Origin of the sequence: Hoeflea sp. BAL378 (genome assembly GCF_000759435.1) — a bacterium.
Lineage (GTDB): Bacteria > Pseudomonadota > Alphaproteobacteria > Rhizobiales > Rhizobiaceae > Hoeflea.
This window is the reverse complement of record NZ_JRJG01000066.1, coordinates 1-15,767: the sequence shown is the minus strand read 5'-3', so window position 1 is coordinate 15,767 and position 15,767 is coordinate 1. Positions and strand designations below refer to the sequence as shown.

Sequence of the window (15,767 nt, the reverse complement as noted above, 5' to 3'; positions counted from 1 at the left end):
ACGGCGAGATCGCCGGCCATCTGCATCCGGCCGCCCGCGTGGTGCGGCGCGGCAAGGGCGTGCGCAGGCCCTGTTTCGCCAGCGACGGCAGACGGCTGCTGATGCCGGCCTTCGGCTCGACCACCGGCGCGCTCGAACTGCGCCATCCGGCGATGCGCGGCCTGTTCGACCGCAGCCGGCTCGTCGCGCATCTCATCGGCCGCGAGCGGATCTATTCCGTCGCGTTCCATCGCATGAACGGCTGAAGCTTTCGGTGTCTCGATGCCTGCGCCGCCCTTGCCCTTTCCCGGGCAGGCGCCGCCTCAGTCCTTGCGGAAGATCAGGCTCGACAGCCATCCCGTCACGGCCGCGAGAAACACCGCGAAGACGCCATAGGCCAGGCCGTAGCTATGGGCGTAATTGAAGATGAGCTGCTCGAGGCCGGTCTTGACCACCCTGAGCGGGATCACCTTTTCCATCACGAACTCGCCATTCTTGTACAGGACGGCGCGGACCTCGTGCAGGCCGACCGGGATATTGGCCGGGAGCCGCACGGAGGCGCGGAACAGGGCCTTGGAAATGAACCTCACGCCGGTCGGATCGCGCTGATACAGCCCGCCGGTCTGCTTGATGCGCCGCAGCGCCTCGCGGAATTCGGCCACCCGCGAGCCGTCGCCGATGCCGCCGGTGGGGACCAGGCGGATATTGTTGATGCCGATGTCGCGGGAGGCCAGTTCCATCATGGGCGCGATGCCCTCGAGCGGCCGCGTGGAGGACATCGAATAGGATGCCGGAATGGGCTCGAAACGGATCGAGTGCCGGTTGATCCAGATCCCCGCCACGCGCTCCTTGCGGCGCACGGTGGTGGAGATGCGCGGCCCTTCCAGCGACACCACGATGTCATAGGCGAAGGTCGCCAGCAGCAGTTCGTCGGCGCCGTCGATGGCGCCGAACACGGTGATGTCGGCGCCGGAAAAATCCGAGGAGATGGCGATCTCGTTGGTGGAGATGCCGATGTCGATGCGCTCGGAGAACTTGTCGTTGATCGTCACCGTCGGGTCGAACAACTGGGCGGCCGCAGGCAGGCCCGACAAGAGGAAAGCCGCTATGAAGGGGACCGCCGCACGCATCAGAACCCGAAGCTCCCGCTGACCACGGAATAGACCTCGTCGGGCGGCAGCACCAGGCCGAAGGCAAGCCGGATCGCCACGGCCAGGACCAGCAGCGCCAGGCCCGCGCGCAACTGCTCGCCGCGCATTTTCTGGCCGACGCGCACGCCGTACTGGGCGCCGATGACGCCGGCGATCATCAGCAGCCAGGCCAGCACGATGTCGACGGTGAAGTTGGTCGCCGCCTGGACGATGGTGGTGAAGGCGGTGACGAAGATGATCTGGAACAGCGAGGTGCCGATGACGACATTGGTCGGGATGCGCAGGAGATAGATCATGGCCGGGACCATGATGAAGCCGCCGCCGACGCCCATCACCGAAGTCAGGATGCCGATGGAAAAGCCGAGCAGGATCACCGGGATGACGCTGAGATAAAGCTTGGAGCGCTTGAACCGCATCTTGAACGGCAGCCGGTGCACCCAGTTGTGCTGTCCCGGCTTGCGCAGCGACACCGGCTGGTTCTTGGCCGCGCGGCGCAGCGAATTGACGCTTTCCCACAGCATCAGGCCGCCGACCGAACCCAGGAAGACGACATAGAGCAGCGAGATGATCAGGTCGAGCTGTCCCAGCCGGCGCAGCATTGTGAAGATCTGGATGCCGATGGTGGCGCCGGCCAGGCCGCCCACCAGCAGCACCACCCCGAGCTTGATGTCGAGCGTGCCGCGGCGGAAATGGGCGAGCGCGCCGGACACCGAGGAGGCGACGACCTGGTTGGCGCCGGTGGCGACGGCCACGGCCGGGGGAATGTTGTAGAAGATCAGGAGCGGCGTGATCAGGAATCCGCCGCCGACGCCGAACATGCCGGACAAGAACCCCACCGCCGCGCCCATCCCCAGGATGACGAAGATATTGACCGACAGTTCGGCGATCGGCAGGTAAATGGTCACCTTGCGCCCCCGGGCGTCAACGGCTGGGAAAAAGGGTTAAGCCGGGCCTTGCCCGACAAAACCGTATTGCGCGTTTCGAACGCTCAAGTCAAATCGAATGGTATCGCATTGAAAAGAGAAGTCTTTCGCGCAAGCAAGATTTTGGCGTTTTTCGGGGCAAATCGGGGCTCAAATCGCCGATTCCGGCAAATTTGCGGTTGGCCAGTTGCGCGGCGCCGATGGAGCCAGTTGGTCGGCTGCGCCTGACGGCAGCGGCGCGCCCGGGCGACCCTGAAGGCCGCCCCTTGCGCCCGCCGTTCGACGGTCTTCGAAGGCCCTCGACCGGTCGCGGCCTAGCCGTTGCGCTCGAGCAGTTCCTTGACCAGCTTGTCGTCGACCGCGCCGGTGGCTTCCATGCCGATCGACTCCTGGAAGGCCTTGATCGCGGCGGTGGTCTTGGCGCCCATGACGCCGTCCGCGGGGCCCGCGTCGAAGCCGTTGTTGTTGAGGATGGCCTGGATGTTGCGGATCGCCTTCTTCATGTCCACGGAGGCGGTCTCGTTGGTGTCGCCGCCCCAGGATGCGGGCACTTCCACCGCGTTAGCTTCCGGATTGATCGGTTGCGCGGTCCAGTTGGCCACCGCGGCGCGGGCCGCTTCCACCTGCTCGGGTCTCAGCGCGTTGAAAACCTCGTCGCGCTTGACCGCCGCATCCTTGTCGCCGTCATTGGCGGCGATGGCGAACCATTTGTAGGATTGTTCGAGATCGCGGGGCACGCCGTCGCCGCGGGCATAGAGAATGGCGAGGTTGACCTGGCTGTCGCGAACCCCGACTTCAGCCGCGCGGCCGAACCACTCGGCCGCGTTGTCGAAGTCCGGCGCCGGCCCTGCCGTGGCATAGAGGACGGCGAGATTGTGCATGGCGCTGGCATTGCCCTGTTCGGCCGCCATCTGGTACCATTTCTTGGCGGCGTCCAGGTCACGGTCGACGCCGCTGCCCTTCTCGTAAAAGTTGGCGATCCGGTATTGCGAGGGCGCATGCCCGAGGTCGGCTGCGCGCTGATACCAGGCGGCCGCGGCCTTGAGGTCGACCGGCACGCCGCGGCCGTCGGTGTAGCGGGCGCCGATCTCGTAGAAGGCCAGCGGATTGCCGGCCGCGGCGGCAGCCTTGAGCGCGGCGGACGCGGCGCCCTCGGGGAGCGCATCGAGTTCGCCAGCCAGCGCGGTGTCGGCAGCCGGAGCCGGGTCCTGCGTGGGCGAAATCGCCGCGGTTTCCTCCGGCGACGGGGCCGGGGCGGTCGCGGTCAGCGCGGCAGGCGCTTCGCCGGTCGCATCGTCCGTCGTCTGCGCTTCCGTCACGGGCGCGTCCACCGGCGCGTCGGCGCCGGGCTCGACCACCCGGACCTCCGGCAAGCGCGGTTCGGCTGCGGTTTGCTGCTCCTCGATGCCGGTCAGGGCCGTGGCGTCCGCGGGGGCGGATTGCTCCAGCAGCGGAGCGGGCTCGACGATCGCCGGTTCGACCGCGACGGTTTCCTCGCCGCCGCCCGACAGCAGGCCGGTCACAAGCGGGAACGACATGATCGCCAGCAGCACCGCGCCGGCGGCCATCAGGATCGGGCGCCTGCGCGACTTGAGCACCTCGAGCAGTCCGCCGCCGCTCTTGCGGCTCTTGCCGATCGTTTCCACCTCGGCCGCGGCCGCCATCGCGGCGCGCCGCGCGGAGGCCAGGAACTCGGCCTTTTCCGATCCGTCCTCGGCCGGCTTGCCGCCCCGCTGGCGTTCGGCGGCCTGGGCCTCGCGCACCTTCTGCAGGATGCGGTTGATGTCGGGCGCGCCGGAGCCGGGCTCAAGCGGCATGTTGGCGGTTTCCGGATCCATCTCCATGGCGGCGTCAAGCGGCGGCGAATCGTCCTCGGTGAACTGGGGTTCGGCCGGAGACCTGGCGGCGTCCTTGCCGGGCAGGATGCGGGCGGCGAGTCCCGAGAAGAACGATCTGTCGCCGGCCGCAACCTCGTCGGCCTCCGCGCCGGCTTCCCGGCTCGAGGCGAAGGCCGCGGCAAGGGCGGCGGCTTCCGACGGCGTGCGCGCCGGTTGTCCCTGCTTGCCGCTGCGGTTGCGGGTCCCGAACTGTTCCGCGTCCGGCCGCATCGCGTCATCAAGGGCGGCGGTCGAGGCGGGCGGCATCGCGGTCTCGATGGCGCTGCGCGCATCGGCGACGGCGTCGCGCATGTCGTTCAGCCCGGCCTGATGCAGCGACGACGGGGTCATGTCGAGGCGCTCCAGGCGATCGGCGATCTTGAGCAGCGTGTCCTGCACGGCCTCGAAGGCGCGCATGGTGCGGTCATCGGTCTTGCGCGAGAGGCTCTCGAGCGCCTTGAGATCGTCGGCCAGCGCGGTGATGATCTCGATATTGGCGATCGACTGCGGCGACGGCGCACCGCCCATCTGCCCGGAATAGGCGCTCAAGGCGGCCTCGGCAGCCTGGCGCGCGGCTTCCACGACGAATTCGTCGCTGGTCGCAAGATGCTCCTCGATGGAGGCGAAGCGTTCGTCGAGGGCCTCGTAGCTGGCGCCCTGGGGCGCTGAACTCACCAGCCGCGACAGATTGGCGATCTGGTCCTCGAGGCCGCGCAGCGCCTCGTCGCTGGGGCCGGCCTGGACCTGGCTCGACATATCCAGCCGGTTGGCGATGTCGGCGAGCCGGGCCTCCAGCCCCTCGATGCCGGGCATCATCATGGAAGACGGGCCAGCCACCGGGCGATCGAGCCGGGCGGAGATGTCGGCGAGCTGCGCCTCGACAGCCTCGAGCCCGCTCATCGGCTGCATGGCGATGCCCGCGGCGGTGAGTTCGGCCTGCTGCAGCTTGGCGGCGATGTCGGCGAGCTTGGCGTCCAGCGTTTCCAGGCCCGGCAGCGGGTCGATGGCGCGCGAGGCCGTGGCTTCGGCGCGGCCGATCAGGGCCTCGAGCCGGCCAATGACGGCTTCGGGCATGCGGGCGGGCTCATGGGCGGGAACCGAGAGACTGTCGATCTGGTCTGCCAACTGGTCCAGCCGGGCGAGCAGCGACTGGTCGATGCCGCGGGCGTCCATGGCCTCGATCTTGCCGGAAATGTCGCTGAGATAATCGGTGAGCTCCGGCATGCGGTCGCCGCGGGCGCCGTCCTCGATCAGGTCCTGCAGGCGTTCGATCCGGGCGTCGAGACGGGCGATGGCCTCCTCGTCGGCCAGTTGCGCAACGCGCTGGGCCAGATGCTCGATGCGGCCGCCGATGTCGAACTGCGCCGAGGCGGGCTCAAGGTCGTCGATCTTCTGGGCGACCGAGGCCAGACGGGCCTCCAGCCGCTCGAACGGCGCGGGGTCGACCGGCGCCGCGGCGGGAGCGGGAATCGCGGCGATGGCGCGGGTGATTTCATCGAGGCGCTCGCCCAGCATATCGAACTGGTGCGGAAGGTCGGCGGCGGCGGACGCCGGCTGCCGGGTCATCGCCTCGATCGACCGGGAGAGGTCGGTGATCTTGGCTTCGATCGCCTGGGCCTGGCCGTTTGCGGGCATGGTCGCCAGGACTTCGCGGATGTCGTCGACGCGGTAGGCCAGGTTGACGAGTTCGTCGCGCAGGCCCGCCATGTCCAGGGAGGAGACCTGCTCCTCCACCGACTGCCAGCGGTTCTCGAGCGCCCGGACGCTGTCCTCGCGCGCCAGCCGGTCGACCATCGACCGCATCGAATCGAGTTCCAGCCGCAGCGAATCGGCGCCGCCGTCGTGCGAGCCCAGCGCCTCGATCGAGGCGGAGATGCCGGCCAAGTCGCGGCGCAGATCCTGCGGCAGCGCCTGCTCGCGCGCCTCGGCGCGCAATTCACTCATCTCGCGGCGCAGCGCCGCCATTTCCCGGATCAGGACCTGGCTCACATCGCCGAGCGGCGGCTGCTGACGGGAGGCCTGGGGCTCCGCGGCGGCGGCCCGCGGCGCGGCGGCCTGCGGTGCGCCGATCCGGGCCGCGATGGTCTGCAGCGACGGATGATCGGGATGGGCGTCCTTGCCGCCTCTCGGGGCGGGGTCGGGCTGGCGCCGCGCGCCGTCGAGCGCTCTCTGGCGCGCGCGGATGCCATCCAGAAGATCGCCGCCGGCGCCCGTGGACGGAGCCTGCGGCGGCGCATGCCGGCCTGCAGCGGCCGTGCCGCTCCGGCCGAGAATGTCTTCAATTCGCGCTTCCAGGCCCTCGATCGTGCGGTTGAGCGCATCCAGGGAGGATTCGCCCGCACCAGGCCGGTGAGAATAAGATCGCGATCCGTTCATTGTCATTTCCGCTTCGCGTTGTTGTCCGGAGCCTGGAGCTCCACCCCCATCCGCAGCCAGTCCGCGACCCTCTTCGAAGCGCGGTGGATAATTCCCGCCTCGGAGAGCCAGACTTCAAACCGGAAATTACAAGATACGAGGAAACCGGGCTTACTGCTCTTGATCCGCACATTCCGCGAAACGTGGTAAACAACCCGTTAACCAAGGTTACTTTTCTTCTCCGCAATGTCGGTATTTTGCGGCGACTTGACCTTTCGGAAGGTTTAATGTCACACCGCTAGGCTCTTGTGAGGGCAAACCAGCACCATCACGGCTCCGGGGACGGCTCAGACGAACGATGAATGACATGACCGACACCACCGAGGGCCACGACGAAGCGGTCTACAAAATCGGCGATCTGGCGGAGGAATTCGGCGTCACGCTGCGCACCCTCAGGTTCTATGAGGACAAGGGCCTGCTCAAGCCGACGCGGGTCGGGGTGACGCGGCTGTTCACCAAGCGCGACAGGGCCCGACTCAAGCTGATCCTGCTCGGCAAGCGCGTCGGATTCTCGCTCACCGAAGTCAAGCGGATGATCGACCTCTACGATCCGCGCGGCAAGAACATCGCCCAGCTCAAGGTGGCGCTGAGCAAGGGCGAGGCACAGATGCGGGTGCTCGAGGAACAGCGCGCCAGCATCAACACCGCCATCGAGGAGCTCGAACGCACCATCTCGGTGGTCCGCGACATGCTCAGCGAATCCGAATAGGCCTTAGCTCCCCGGATATCCCATCGCCAGCCCGCCGAAAGGCGGGTTTTTGCTGTCGGCAGAGCTCCGTGCGGAGGTTAAATTTCGACCGCCGGCGAAACAGTCCTTCACGATTTTGCGATTTTTTTCGCGGTCCCACATTGAAAAACATCGAAAATCGGTCATTTTCGGCATTACGGGCCGCCTCGCGCGACGCTTGGTCCAATTTTTTACGTTTACGCGAACGTCAAAATTGAGTAAGCAAGCTGGCGAGGAACGCCGGGTTATTGTGCCTGATGCGACGAACCTACGAGGGATGAGGATCCATGCCAGTCTTCAAGGCGCCGGTCGATGACACGCTTTTCATTCTCAACGACGTGCTCGGCTACGAGCGCTACATGAACCTGCCCGGCTTTGCCGACGCGAGCCCCGACATCGTCGAGGCCATCCTGCGGGAGGGCGCCCGGCTTTCCGAGGAAGTGCTGCTGCCGCTCAACCAGGTCGGCGACCAGGAAGGCTGCGTCCGCCACGACGACGCCACGGTGTCGACGCCGAAAGGCTTCAGGGAGGCCTATAGGCAATATTGCGAGGGCGGATGGCTCGGCCTTGCCGCCCCGGTCGAGTTCGGCGGCCAGGGTCTGCCCTACACGCTGCACACCGCGGTATCCGAATACCTGATCTCGGCCAACATGGCGCTGATGATGTATCCCGGCCTGACCCAGGGCGCGGTCGCCGCGATCAACGAGCACGGCACCGACGCGCAGAAGGCCATGTACCTTCCCAAAATGATCGAGGGCACCTGGACCGGCACGATGAACCTGACCGAGCCGCATTGCGGCACGGATCTCGGCCTGCTTCGCACCAAGGCGGTGCCGCAGGGCGACGGCAGCTACAGGATATCCGGCCAGAAGATCTTCATCTCCGCCGGCGAGCACGACATGTCCGACAACATCATCCATCTGGTGCTGGCCCGCATCGAGGGCGCGCCGGAAGGGGTGAAGGGCATCTCGCTGTTCATCGTGCCCAAATACATGGTCGGCGACGACGGCTCGCTGGGCGAGCGCAACACGGTGAGCTGCGGCTCGCTCGAAGAGAAGATGGGCATCCACGGCAATGCCACCTGCGTGATGAATTATGACGAGGCCACCGGCTACCTGATCGGCGCGGAGAATGCCGGGCTCAAGGCCATGTTCGTGATGATGAACGAGGCGCGGCTCGGCGTCGGGCTGCAGGGCCAGTCCATGGGCGAGATCGCCTACCAGAACGCGGTCCACTATGCCCGCGAGCGGCTGCAGGGCCGCGCGCTCTCGGGCGTCAAGGCGCCGGAGAAGAAGGCCGATCCGATCATCGTCCATCCGGATGTGCGCCGCACGCTGATGACCATCCGCGCCTTCAACGAGGCCGGCCGCGCCTTCATGCTGTGGACGGCGCTCAAATCCGACATCGCCCACAAATCCGAGGTCGCGGCGGACGTCCAGGACGCGGACGACCTGCTCAGCCTCGTCACCCCGGTGGTCAAGGGCGTGCTCACCGACAAGGGCTTCGACCATGCGGTGATGGCGCAGCAGATGTTCGGCGGCCATGGCTACATCGAGGAATGGGGCATGAGCCAGTATGTCCGCGACGCCCGCATCGCCATGATCTACGAAGGCGCCAACGGCATCCAGGCGCTCGACCTGGTGGGCCGCAAGCTCGGCCTCAACGGCGGCCGCGCGGTGATGACCTTCTTCAAGGAAGTCGGCGATTTCTGCGAGGAGAACCGCGGCAACGAGGATCTGGCGCTCTACACCAAGGGCCTGAAGAAGGGGCTCAACGACCTGCAGGCCTCGACCATGTGGCTGATGCAGAACGCGATGGCCAAGCCCGACAATGCGGGTGCTGCCTCGACCGACTACATGCATCTTTTCGGGCTGGTCGCGCTCGGCTACATGTGGGCGCTGATGGCCAAGACCGCCGTCGAGAAGCGTGCCGCCGGCGCCAACGGGAAAGAGGATTTCCTGGCCGCCAAGCTGCTGGTCGGCAAATTCTACATGGAGCGGATCATGCCCGAGACGAACCTGCGCAAGGCGCGGATCGAGACCGGCAGCGACACCATGATGGAACTGGCCGCAGACGCATTCTGACGGTCCGCCATCGGCGGATGCAGACTGACCGGCGGGCGGATTTTCGCCCGCCAGAGGATTTTCGGGAGGAATTCATGGCGACTTTACCGTCGGAAGTGCTTGGCGTGCCGCGTCCGGACTGGATGGACGACGATGTGGCGATGCTCGAGGACATGGCCTATCGCTGGCTCGATGCGGAAGTCGCGCCGCATTACGACCGCTACGAGAAGCAGGAGATGGTCGACCGCAGCGCCTGGGAGGCCGCGGGCGCCGCCGGCCTGCTCTGCGCCGCGATGCCGGAGGAGTACGGCGGGTCGGGCGGCACCTACGCCCATGAGGCGGTGATCACCGAAGCCCTGGGCCGCACCGGCACCGACGGCTTCGGCATCGCCCTGCACAACGCCATCGTCGCCCCCTACATCCTGCATTTCGGCTCCGAGGAGCAGAAATTGAAATGGCTGCCGAAGATGGCCACGGGCGAAATGATCGGCGCCATCGCCATGACCGAGCCCGGCGCCGGATCGGACCTGCAGGGCATCAAGACCAGCGCGAAGAAGGACGGCAATCACTACGTCATCAACGGCTCGAAGACATTCATCACCAACGGCCAGCACGCCAACCTGATCATCGTCGCCTGCAAGACCGATCCCTCCAAGGGCGCCAAGGGCGTGTCGCTGATGGTGGTCGAGACCGACGAGGTCGAGGGCTTCCGCCGCGGCCGCAACCTCGACAAGGTGGGGCTGAAGTCCAACGACACCTCGGAACTGTTCTTCGACAATGTCCGCATTCCCACCGCCAACATGCTCGGCACCGAGGAAGGCCAGGGCTTCGCCCAGTTGATGACCGAGCTGCCGCAGGAGCGGCTGCTGATCGCCAACCAGGCGATCTCGATGATCGAGCGGGCGCTGGCGATCACCATCGACTACGTCAAGGAACGCCGCGCCTTCGGCAAGGCGATCATCGAGTTCCAGAACACCCAGTTCAAGCTGGCCGAGCTCAAGTCGGAAGCGGTGATGGCGCGGGTGTTCGTCAACCACTGCATCGGCGAGCATCTCAAGGGCAAGCTAACCTCGACCACGGCGTCGATGGCCAAGTACCTGACCACCGACCTGCAGTGCAGGATCGTCGATGAATGCGTCCAGTTGCATGGCGGCTACGGCTACATGAACGAATATCCGGTGGCGCGGATGTTCCGCGATGCGCGGGTGCAGCGGATTTACGGCGGAACCAACGAGATCATGAAACTGTTGATTGCCAGGAGCTTGTGAAACGATGACGGATTTTACGCTGGATTGCTTTCTGGAAAGCGGCAACGCCTACAAGGCGGCGCTGATGCTGGAACTCTGCGGCGCCGGCTGGGCGCCGCGGCGGGTGGCCTTCTTCACCGGGCAGACCCGGTCCGACGAGTTCAAGGCGATGAACGTGATGGGCGAGGCGCCGGTGCTGACCCATCACAAGGTCGACGGCGACATCGTGCTGAGCCAGTCGGGCGCCATTCTCGACTATCTGTCGCGGGAGTTCGACCGCTTCGGCCCCGCCAACGAGGACGAGCGCCGGGAAATCCTGCGCTGGATCCTGTGGGACAACCACAAGCTGACGAGCTACACCGCCACGGCCCGTTTCATGAGCCTGTTCCAGAACAAGCCCGAGGACCCGATCACGAAGTTCTTCGCCGCCCGGGCGGTGAATGCCTGGAAGGTGCTGGAGGCGCATCTCGCCACCCGCGACTTCGTCGCCACCCAACACCCGACCATCGCCGACCTGTCGCTGTGCGGTTATCTGTTCTGGCCCGATCAGATCGGCATGGACCCCGACGCCTATCCCAACATCACCGCCTGGCTGGACCGCATCGCCGCCCTGCCCGGCTACAAACGCCCCGAAGAGCTGATGCCGAGCGGCAAGGATCCCGCCACGGCGACCGCCTGACACGACCACGACAACTCTGGAGATCACCCTCATGGCTGATGTATTTATCTATGATCACGTGCGCACCCCGCGGGGACGCGGCAAGAAGGACGGCAGCCTGCACGAGGTGCCGTCGGTGCGGCTCGCCGCGCACATGCTGACCGCCCTGCGCGACCGCACCGGCCTCGACACGAAGAAGGTCGACGACATCATCATGGGCTGCGTCGACGCCATCGGCGAGGCCGGCGGCGACATCGCCCGCGCGGCGACCTTCGAGGCCGGCTACGCCACCGAAGCACCCGGCATCCAGATCAACCGCTTCTGCGCCTCCGGGCTGGATGCGATCAACCTCGCCTCGGGCAAGATCGCCCAGGGCGCCGACGAGATCGTCATCGCCGGCGGCGTGGAATCGATGTCGCGCATCGGCATCGGCGCCCAGGGCGGCGCCTGGTTCATGGATCCGTCGGTCAACATCCCGGCCTATTTCATGCCGCAGGGCGTGTCGGCCGACCTGATCGCCACCAAATACGGCTTCTCGCGCGACGATGTCGACGCCTATGCGGTGGAAAGCCAGAAACGCGCGGCGCATGCCTGGAAGAGCGGATATTTCGACAAGTCGGTGGTGCCGGTCAAGGACATCAACGGGCTCACCATCCTCGATCGCGACGAGCACATGCGGCCGGGCACCGACATGCAGGCGCTCGCCAGCCTCAACGCCTCCTTCGGCATGATGGCCGAAATGGGCGGCTTTTCCGCCGTCGCCATCCAGGCGCATCCCGAAATCGAGACGATCAACCACGTCCATCACGCCGGCAACTCCTCGGGCATCGTCGACGGCGCCGGCCTGGTGCTGCTGGGCTCCAAGAAGGGCGGCAAGACCATGGGTCTCGAGCCGCGGGCGCGCATCCGCGCCTTCGCCAATATCGGCTCCGACCCGGCGCTGATGCTGACCGGCCCGGTGGACGTCACCGAGAAGCTCCTGAAGCGCGCCAAGATGAAGATCTCGGACATCGACCTGTTCGAGTTGAACGAGGCCTTCGCCGCCGTGGTTCTGCGCTACCAGCAAGCCTTCGACATTCCGTCCGACAAGATCAACGTCAATGGCGGCGCCATCGCCATGGGCCATCCGCTCGGCGCCACCGGCGCGATGATCCTCGGCACCGTGCTCGACGAGCTTGAACGCCGCAACCTCAACACCGCCCTCGTGACGCTGTGCATCGGCGCGGGCATGGGCACCGCGACGATCATCGAACGCGTCTGAACTGGAGAACGATCATGAGCAGTGAAATCTACACCGTCGATATCGACACTGACGGCATCGCGCTTGTCACCTGGGACATGGCCGGCCGGTCGATGAACGTCTTCACGCAAGCCGCTCTCGAGGAGCTCGACGGGCTGGTCGACCGCTTCATCGCCGACGACGCGGTCAAGGGCGTGGTCTTCACCTCCGGCAAGTCGAGCTTCTCGGGCGGCGCCGACCTCACCATGATGAAGACCATGCTTTCCTCGATGGCCGAGGAAAAGCGCAACAACCCGGACAACGCCCAGAAGCTCCTGTTCGACCTGGTCGGCAAGATGAGCTGGCTGTTCCGCAAGATCGAGACCTGCGGCAAGCCGTGGGTGTCGGCGATCAACGGCGTCTGCATGGGCGGCGCGTTCGAGCTGTCGCTCGCCTGCCACGGCCGCGTGGTGGCGGATTCGCCCGCCGTCAAGATGGCGCTGCCCGAGGTCAAGGTCGGCATCTTCCCGGGCGCCGGCGGCACCCAGCGGGTACCGCGTCTGACCAATGCGCAGGACGCGCTGCAGATGATGACCACCGGCCAGTCGCTGACGCCCTCGCGCGCCAAGGCCATGGGCCTGGTGCATGAAGTCGTCGAGCCCAAGAAGCTGATCTCCGCCGCCAAGGCGATGATCAAGGGCGGGCTGTCGCCGGTCGCTCCCTGGGACGTCAAGGGCTTCAAGCTGCCCGGCGGCCAGATCTGGTCGGCCCAGGGCGCGCAGCTCTGGCCCGCGGCTTCCGCCATCCTGCGCCGCGAGACGCAGGACAACTACCCCGCCGCCAAGGCGATCCTGCAGAGCGTGTTCGAAGGCCTGCAGGTGCCGTTCGACACGGGCTTGCGGATCGAGCAGCGCTATTTCAGCCATATCCTGCAGACGCCGGAAGCGCAGTCGATGATCCGCTCGCTGTTCGTCTCGATGCAGGAGATCAACAAGGGCGCGCGCCGGCCCGAAGGCATCAAGCCCACCAAGTTCCGCAAGATCGGCGTCGTCGGCGCCGGCTTCATGGGCGCGGGCGTGGCCTATGTGACGGCCAAGGCCGGCATTCCGGTGGTGCTGATCGACCGCGACCTGGAAGCCGCCGCCAAGGGCAAGGCCCACTCCGAGGACCTGGTCAAGAAGGGCGTGCAGAAGGGCAAGACCACCAAGGAAGAGGGCGAGAAGCTCTTGTCGCTGATCTCCACCTCGGCCGACTACGCCGATCTCGCCGACGCCGACCTGGTGATCGAGGCCGTGTTCGAGGACCGCGACGTCAAGAAGGCGGTGACCGAATCCGTCGAGGAGCAGATCCGGGCGACCGCGGTGTTCGCCTCCAACACCTCGACCCTGCCGATCACCGGGCTCGCCAAGAACTCGAAGCGGCCCAAGAACTTCATCGGCATCCACTTCTTCTCGCCGGTGGAAAAGATGATGCTGGTCGAGATCATCCTCGGCCGCAAGACCTCGGACAAGGCCCTGGCCGTGGCGCTCGACTATGTCGCCGCGATCAAGAAGACGCCGATCGTCGTCAACGACACGCGCGGCTTCTTCGTCAACCGCTGCGTGCTGCGCTACATGAACGAGAGCTACAACATGCTGGCCGAGGGCGTGCCGCCGGCGATGATCGAGAATGCGGCGAAGATGGCCGGCATGCCGGTCGGACCCTTGGCGCTCAACGACGAGGTGGCGATCGACCTGTCGCTCAAGATCCTGCGCGCCACGGTGGCGGATCTGGGTGAAAAGGCGGTCGATCCGCGCCACCTGGCGCTGGTCGAGCGCATGGTCGAGAAGGAAGGCAGGCTTGGCCGCAAGAACGGCAAGGGCTTCTACGACTATCCCGCCAAGCCCGCCAAGAAGCACCTGTGGCCGGAGCTGAAGACGCTCTATCCGCAGCAGGATCCGGCCAAGGTCGATGTCCAGGAGCTCAAGAACCGCTACCTCGCGGTGATTGCGCTCGAAGCCGTCCGCACGGTCGAGGAAGGCATCGTCACCGATCCGCGCGAGGCCGATCTCGGCACCATCCTCGGTTTCGGCTTCGCCCCCTATACCGGCGGCGCGCTGAGCTACATCGACACCATGGGCGCCAAGGCCTTCGTCGACATGTGCAAGGGGCTCGCGCGCAAATACGGCCGCCAGTTCCGCGCGCCCAAGCTGCTCATCGAGATGGCCGAGAAGGGCGAGACCTTCTACGGCCGCTTCGACCCCTACCGCCAGGACAAGGCCGCCGCGTAGGCGGCCGCCGCCTGACCGGCTCCACAACCGCCAACCTTCAAACGGGCCTTCGGGCCCGTTTTCCGTTTCAGCCCTTCACCGCCACCAGCGTGTAGCACATCGGCAGTTGCGCGGACTGGTGCTCATAGATGTCGTAGTCGGCCTCGCGGTTGGAATGGGGATATTCCACCAGCTCCGAGATCCCGAGCCCGGCCTGCACGCAGCCGGTGACGATCTCGCCCAGGGTGTGGAAATGCCAGTAGGACGGCGGGGCCTTGGCGGGCGCCGCCCCGTCATAGAGGATTTCCGCCTCGGTGACGAAGGGCTCGGTGCGGAAGTAGGAAAAGAGCGGCAGGTAAGGCGTGTCCGAATGCGGTTCGAACATGTCGAGCACCGGGTGGGTCTCGTAGATCACCAGCCGCCCGCCGGGCGCCAGCAGCGACGCGACGATCGACAGGAAGCGCGCAAGATCGGGCATCCAGTTGAGCACGCCGATGGTGACCAGCGCCAGGTCGAACCCGGCCGCCAGATCCCCGGGCAGGTCATAGACATTGGCGCGGACGAAGCGCGCCTGCCCGCCGTGCGGCGAGACGGCGCGCAGCTCCTCCGCCTGGACGATGAAGGCGTCCGACTGGTCAATGCCGGTGGCGTGGGCGGCGCCCAGCGCCAGCATCGACAGCACCTCGCGGCCATTGTTGCAGCCGACCTGCACGGCGCGGGCCTTTTCGACGCCATTCTGCAGGAGCGTCCGGGTGATCACCGGATCGAAGGTCGAGAACGAGGCCTCGGCGAAGCCCGAAAGCTGGCGGCGCCATGCGTCGCTTTCGCGGTGGCGGAGCGCCGAGGCGTTCCAGGCGAGCCGGTTGGCCTCGATCGCCCTCTCGTCGTCACGCGTCATTACGCTCTCCCCGAGCCGGCGCGAAAGCCCGGCGCCTGAGGGCCGCACCCGGCAGTTCCGGTCCTGCAACGGCGCCGAAACGCCCTCCGCCCGGCCGGTCGGGCGGGGCTATCCCATCAAAAAGCCTTGCCGGAGTGCATGCTCTTGGTCAATGTCGCCGGATGGAGAATCGTCAGATGGTTGAAATCGACTACTACTTTCACTGTGCGTCGCCGTTGACCTATCTGGGACACACCAAAATCTGCGACCTGGCCGAGCGCCACAAGGCGACGCTGCGCTACAAGCCGGTCAACCCGGGCGACGGCCGCGACGCGCCGGGCGCGGCGCAGGCGGGTCCGCGGCCGGCGGCGCTGCCGATCCC

At 66.3% G+C, this 15,767-nt stretch carries 10 protein-coding genes and 2 pseudogenes; 8 read left to right on the top strand and 4 right to left on the bottom strand.

Translation table 11 applies throughout. From position 1 onward, the window contains the following. Positions 1 to 245, top strand: a pseudogene (locus LL06_RS15035) (metallophosphatase); the annotation flags it as partial. A 57-nt stretch (positions 246 to 302) separates the two neighbouring features. Here the strand turns inward: LL06_RS15035 and LL06_RS15030 are convergent. The 3 genes from LL06_RS15030 to LL06_RS15020 all read right to left on the bottom strand — a co-directional run bounded on the left by LL06_RS15030 (position 303) and on the right by LL06_RS15020 (position 6,306). Next, positions 303 to 1,109, bottom strand: a complete 807-nt coding sequence (locus LL06_RS15030; protein ID WP_035528496.1) for a TIGR02186 family protein — start codon at positions 1,107 to 1,109, stop codon at positions 303 to 305. Then, complete coding sequence (locus LL06_RS15025) at positions 1,109 to 2,035, bottom strand: sulfite exporter TauE/SafE family protein (RefSeq protein WP_035528494.1); 927 nt, start codon at positions 2,033 to 2,035, stop codon at positions 1,109 to 1,111. Before LL06_RS15025 ends, LL06_RS15030 begins: the two co-directional genes overlap by 1 nt. Before the next feature lie 332 nt (positions 2,036 to 2,367). Beyond that, a complete protein-coding gene (locus LL06_RS15020; RefSeq protein WP_035528491.1) occupies positions 2,368 to 6,306 on the bottom strand; it encodes a peptidoglycan-binding protein in 3,939 nt (1,312 codons plus the stop codon). A gap of 346 nt (positions 6,307 to 6,652) precedes the next feature. On the opposite strand from LL06_RS15020, the gene LL06_RS15015 reads away from it, so the two are divergent. From LL06_RS15015 to LL06_RS14990, 6 genes are all read left to right on the top strand, one after another. Beyond that, the gene (locus LL06_RS15015) at positions 6,653 to 7,054 is read left to right on the top strand and encodes a MerR family DNA-binding transcriptional regulator (RefSeq protein WP_081963992.1); all 402 of its coding nucleotides are present in this window, start codon (positions 6,653 to 6,655) and stop codon (positions 7,052 to 7,054) included. A 305-nt stretch (positions 7,055 to 7,359) separates the two neighbouring features. Continuing rightward, a complete protein-coding gene (locus LL06_RS15010; RefSeq protein ID WP_035528487.1) occupies positions 7,360 to 9,156 on the top strand; it encodes an acyl-CoA dehydrogenase C-terminal domain-containing protein in 1,797 nt (598 codons plus the stop codon). A 74-nt stretch (positions 9,157 to 9,230) separates the two neighbouring features. Next, complete coding sequence (locus LL06_RS15005) at positions 9,231 to 10,403, top strand: acyl-CoA dehydrogenase family protein (RefSeq protein ID WP_035528485.1); 1,173 nt, start codon at positions 9,231 to 9,233, stop codon at positions 10,401 to 10,403. A 4-nt stretch (positions 10,404 to 10,407) separates the two neighbouring features. After that, positions 10,408 to 11,061, top strand: a complete 654-nt coding sequence (locus tag LL06_RS15000; RefSeq protein ID WP_035528483.1) for a glutathione S-transferase family protein — start codon at positions 10,408 to 10,410, stop codon at positions 11,059 to 11,061. A gap of 31 nt (positions 11,062 to 11,092) precedes the next feature. After that, a complete protein-coding gene (locus LL06_RS14995) occupies positions 11,093 to 12,301 on the top strand; it encodes an acetyl-CoA C-acetyltransferase (RefSeq protein WP_035528481.1) in 1,209 nt (402 codons plus the stop codon). 14 nt (positions 12,302 to 12,315) lie between these two features. Next, positions 12,316 to 14,529 carry a 3-hydroxyacyl-CoA dehydrogenase NAD-binding domain-containing protein gene (locus LL06_RS14990; protein ID WP_035528479.1) on the top strand — a complete coding sequence of 738 codons (2,214 nt, stop codon included), beginning with the start codon at positions 12,316 to 12,318 and terminating at the stop codon, positions 14,527 to 14,529. A 67-nt stretch (positions 14,530 to 14,596) separates the two neighbouring features. Here the strand turns inward: LL06_RS14990 and LL06_RS14985 are convergent, their stop codons facing one another. Then, entirely contained in the window at positions 14,597 to 15,406 is an 810-nt protein-coding gene (locus LL06_RS14985; protein ID WP_035528477.1) for a class I SAM-dependent methyltransferase, read from the bottom strand. 176 nt (positions 15,407 to 15,582) lie between these two features. Here LL06_RS14985 and LL06_RS28065 point away from each other — a divergent pair. After that, positions 15,583 to 15,767, top strand: a pseudogene (locus tag LL06_RS28065) (2-hydroxychromene-2-carboxylate isomerase); the annotation flags it as partial.

Excerpts from the sequence above, each read along its gene's own strand:
- LL06_RS15030 (WP_035528496.1), bottom strand. The coding sequence starts at position 1,109 with ATGCGTGCGGCGGTCCCCTTCATAGCGGCTTTCCTCTTGTCGGGCCTG.
- LL06_RS15020 (WP_035528491.1), bottom strand. The coding sequence starts at position 6,306 with ATGAACGGATCGCGATCTTATTCTCACCGGCCTGGTGCGGGCGAATCC.
- LL06_RS15015 (WP_081963992.1), top strand. The coding sequence starts at position 6,653 with ATGACCGACACCACCGAGGGCCACGACGAAGCGGTCTACAAAATCGGC.
- LL06_RS15010 (WP_035528487.1), top strand. The coding sequence starts at position 7,360 with ATGCCAGTCTTCAAGGCGCCGGTCGATGACACGCTTTTCATTCTCAAC.
- LL06_RS15005 (WP_035528485.1), top strand. The coding sequence starts at position 9,231 with ATGGCGACTTTACCGTCGGAAGTGCTTGGCGTGCCGCGTCCGGACTGG.
- LL06_RS15000 (WP_035528483.1), top strand. The coding sequence starts at position 10,408 with ATGACGGATTTTACGCTGGATTGCTTTCTGGAAAGCGGCAACGCCTAC.
- LL06_RS14995 (WP_035528481.1), top strand. The coding sequence starts at position 11,093 with ATGGCTGATGTATTTATCTATGATCACGTGCGCACCCCGCGGGGACGC.
- LL06_RS14990 (WP_035528479.1), top strand. The coding sequence starts at position 12,316 with ATGAGCAGTGAAATCTACACCGTCGATATCGACACTGACGGCATCGCG.
- LL06_RS14985 (WP_035528477.1), bottom strand. The coding sequence starts at position 15,406 with ATGACGCGTGACGACGAGAGGGCGATCGAGGCCAACCGGCTCGCCTGG.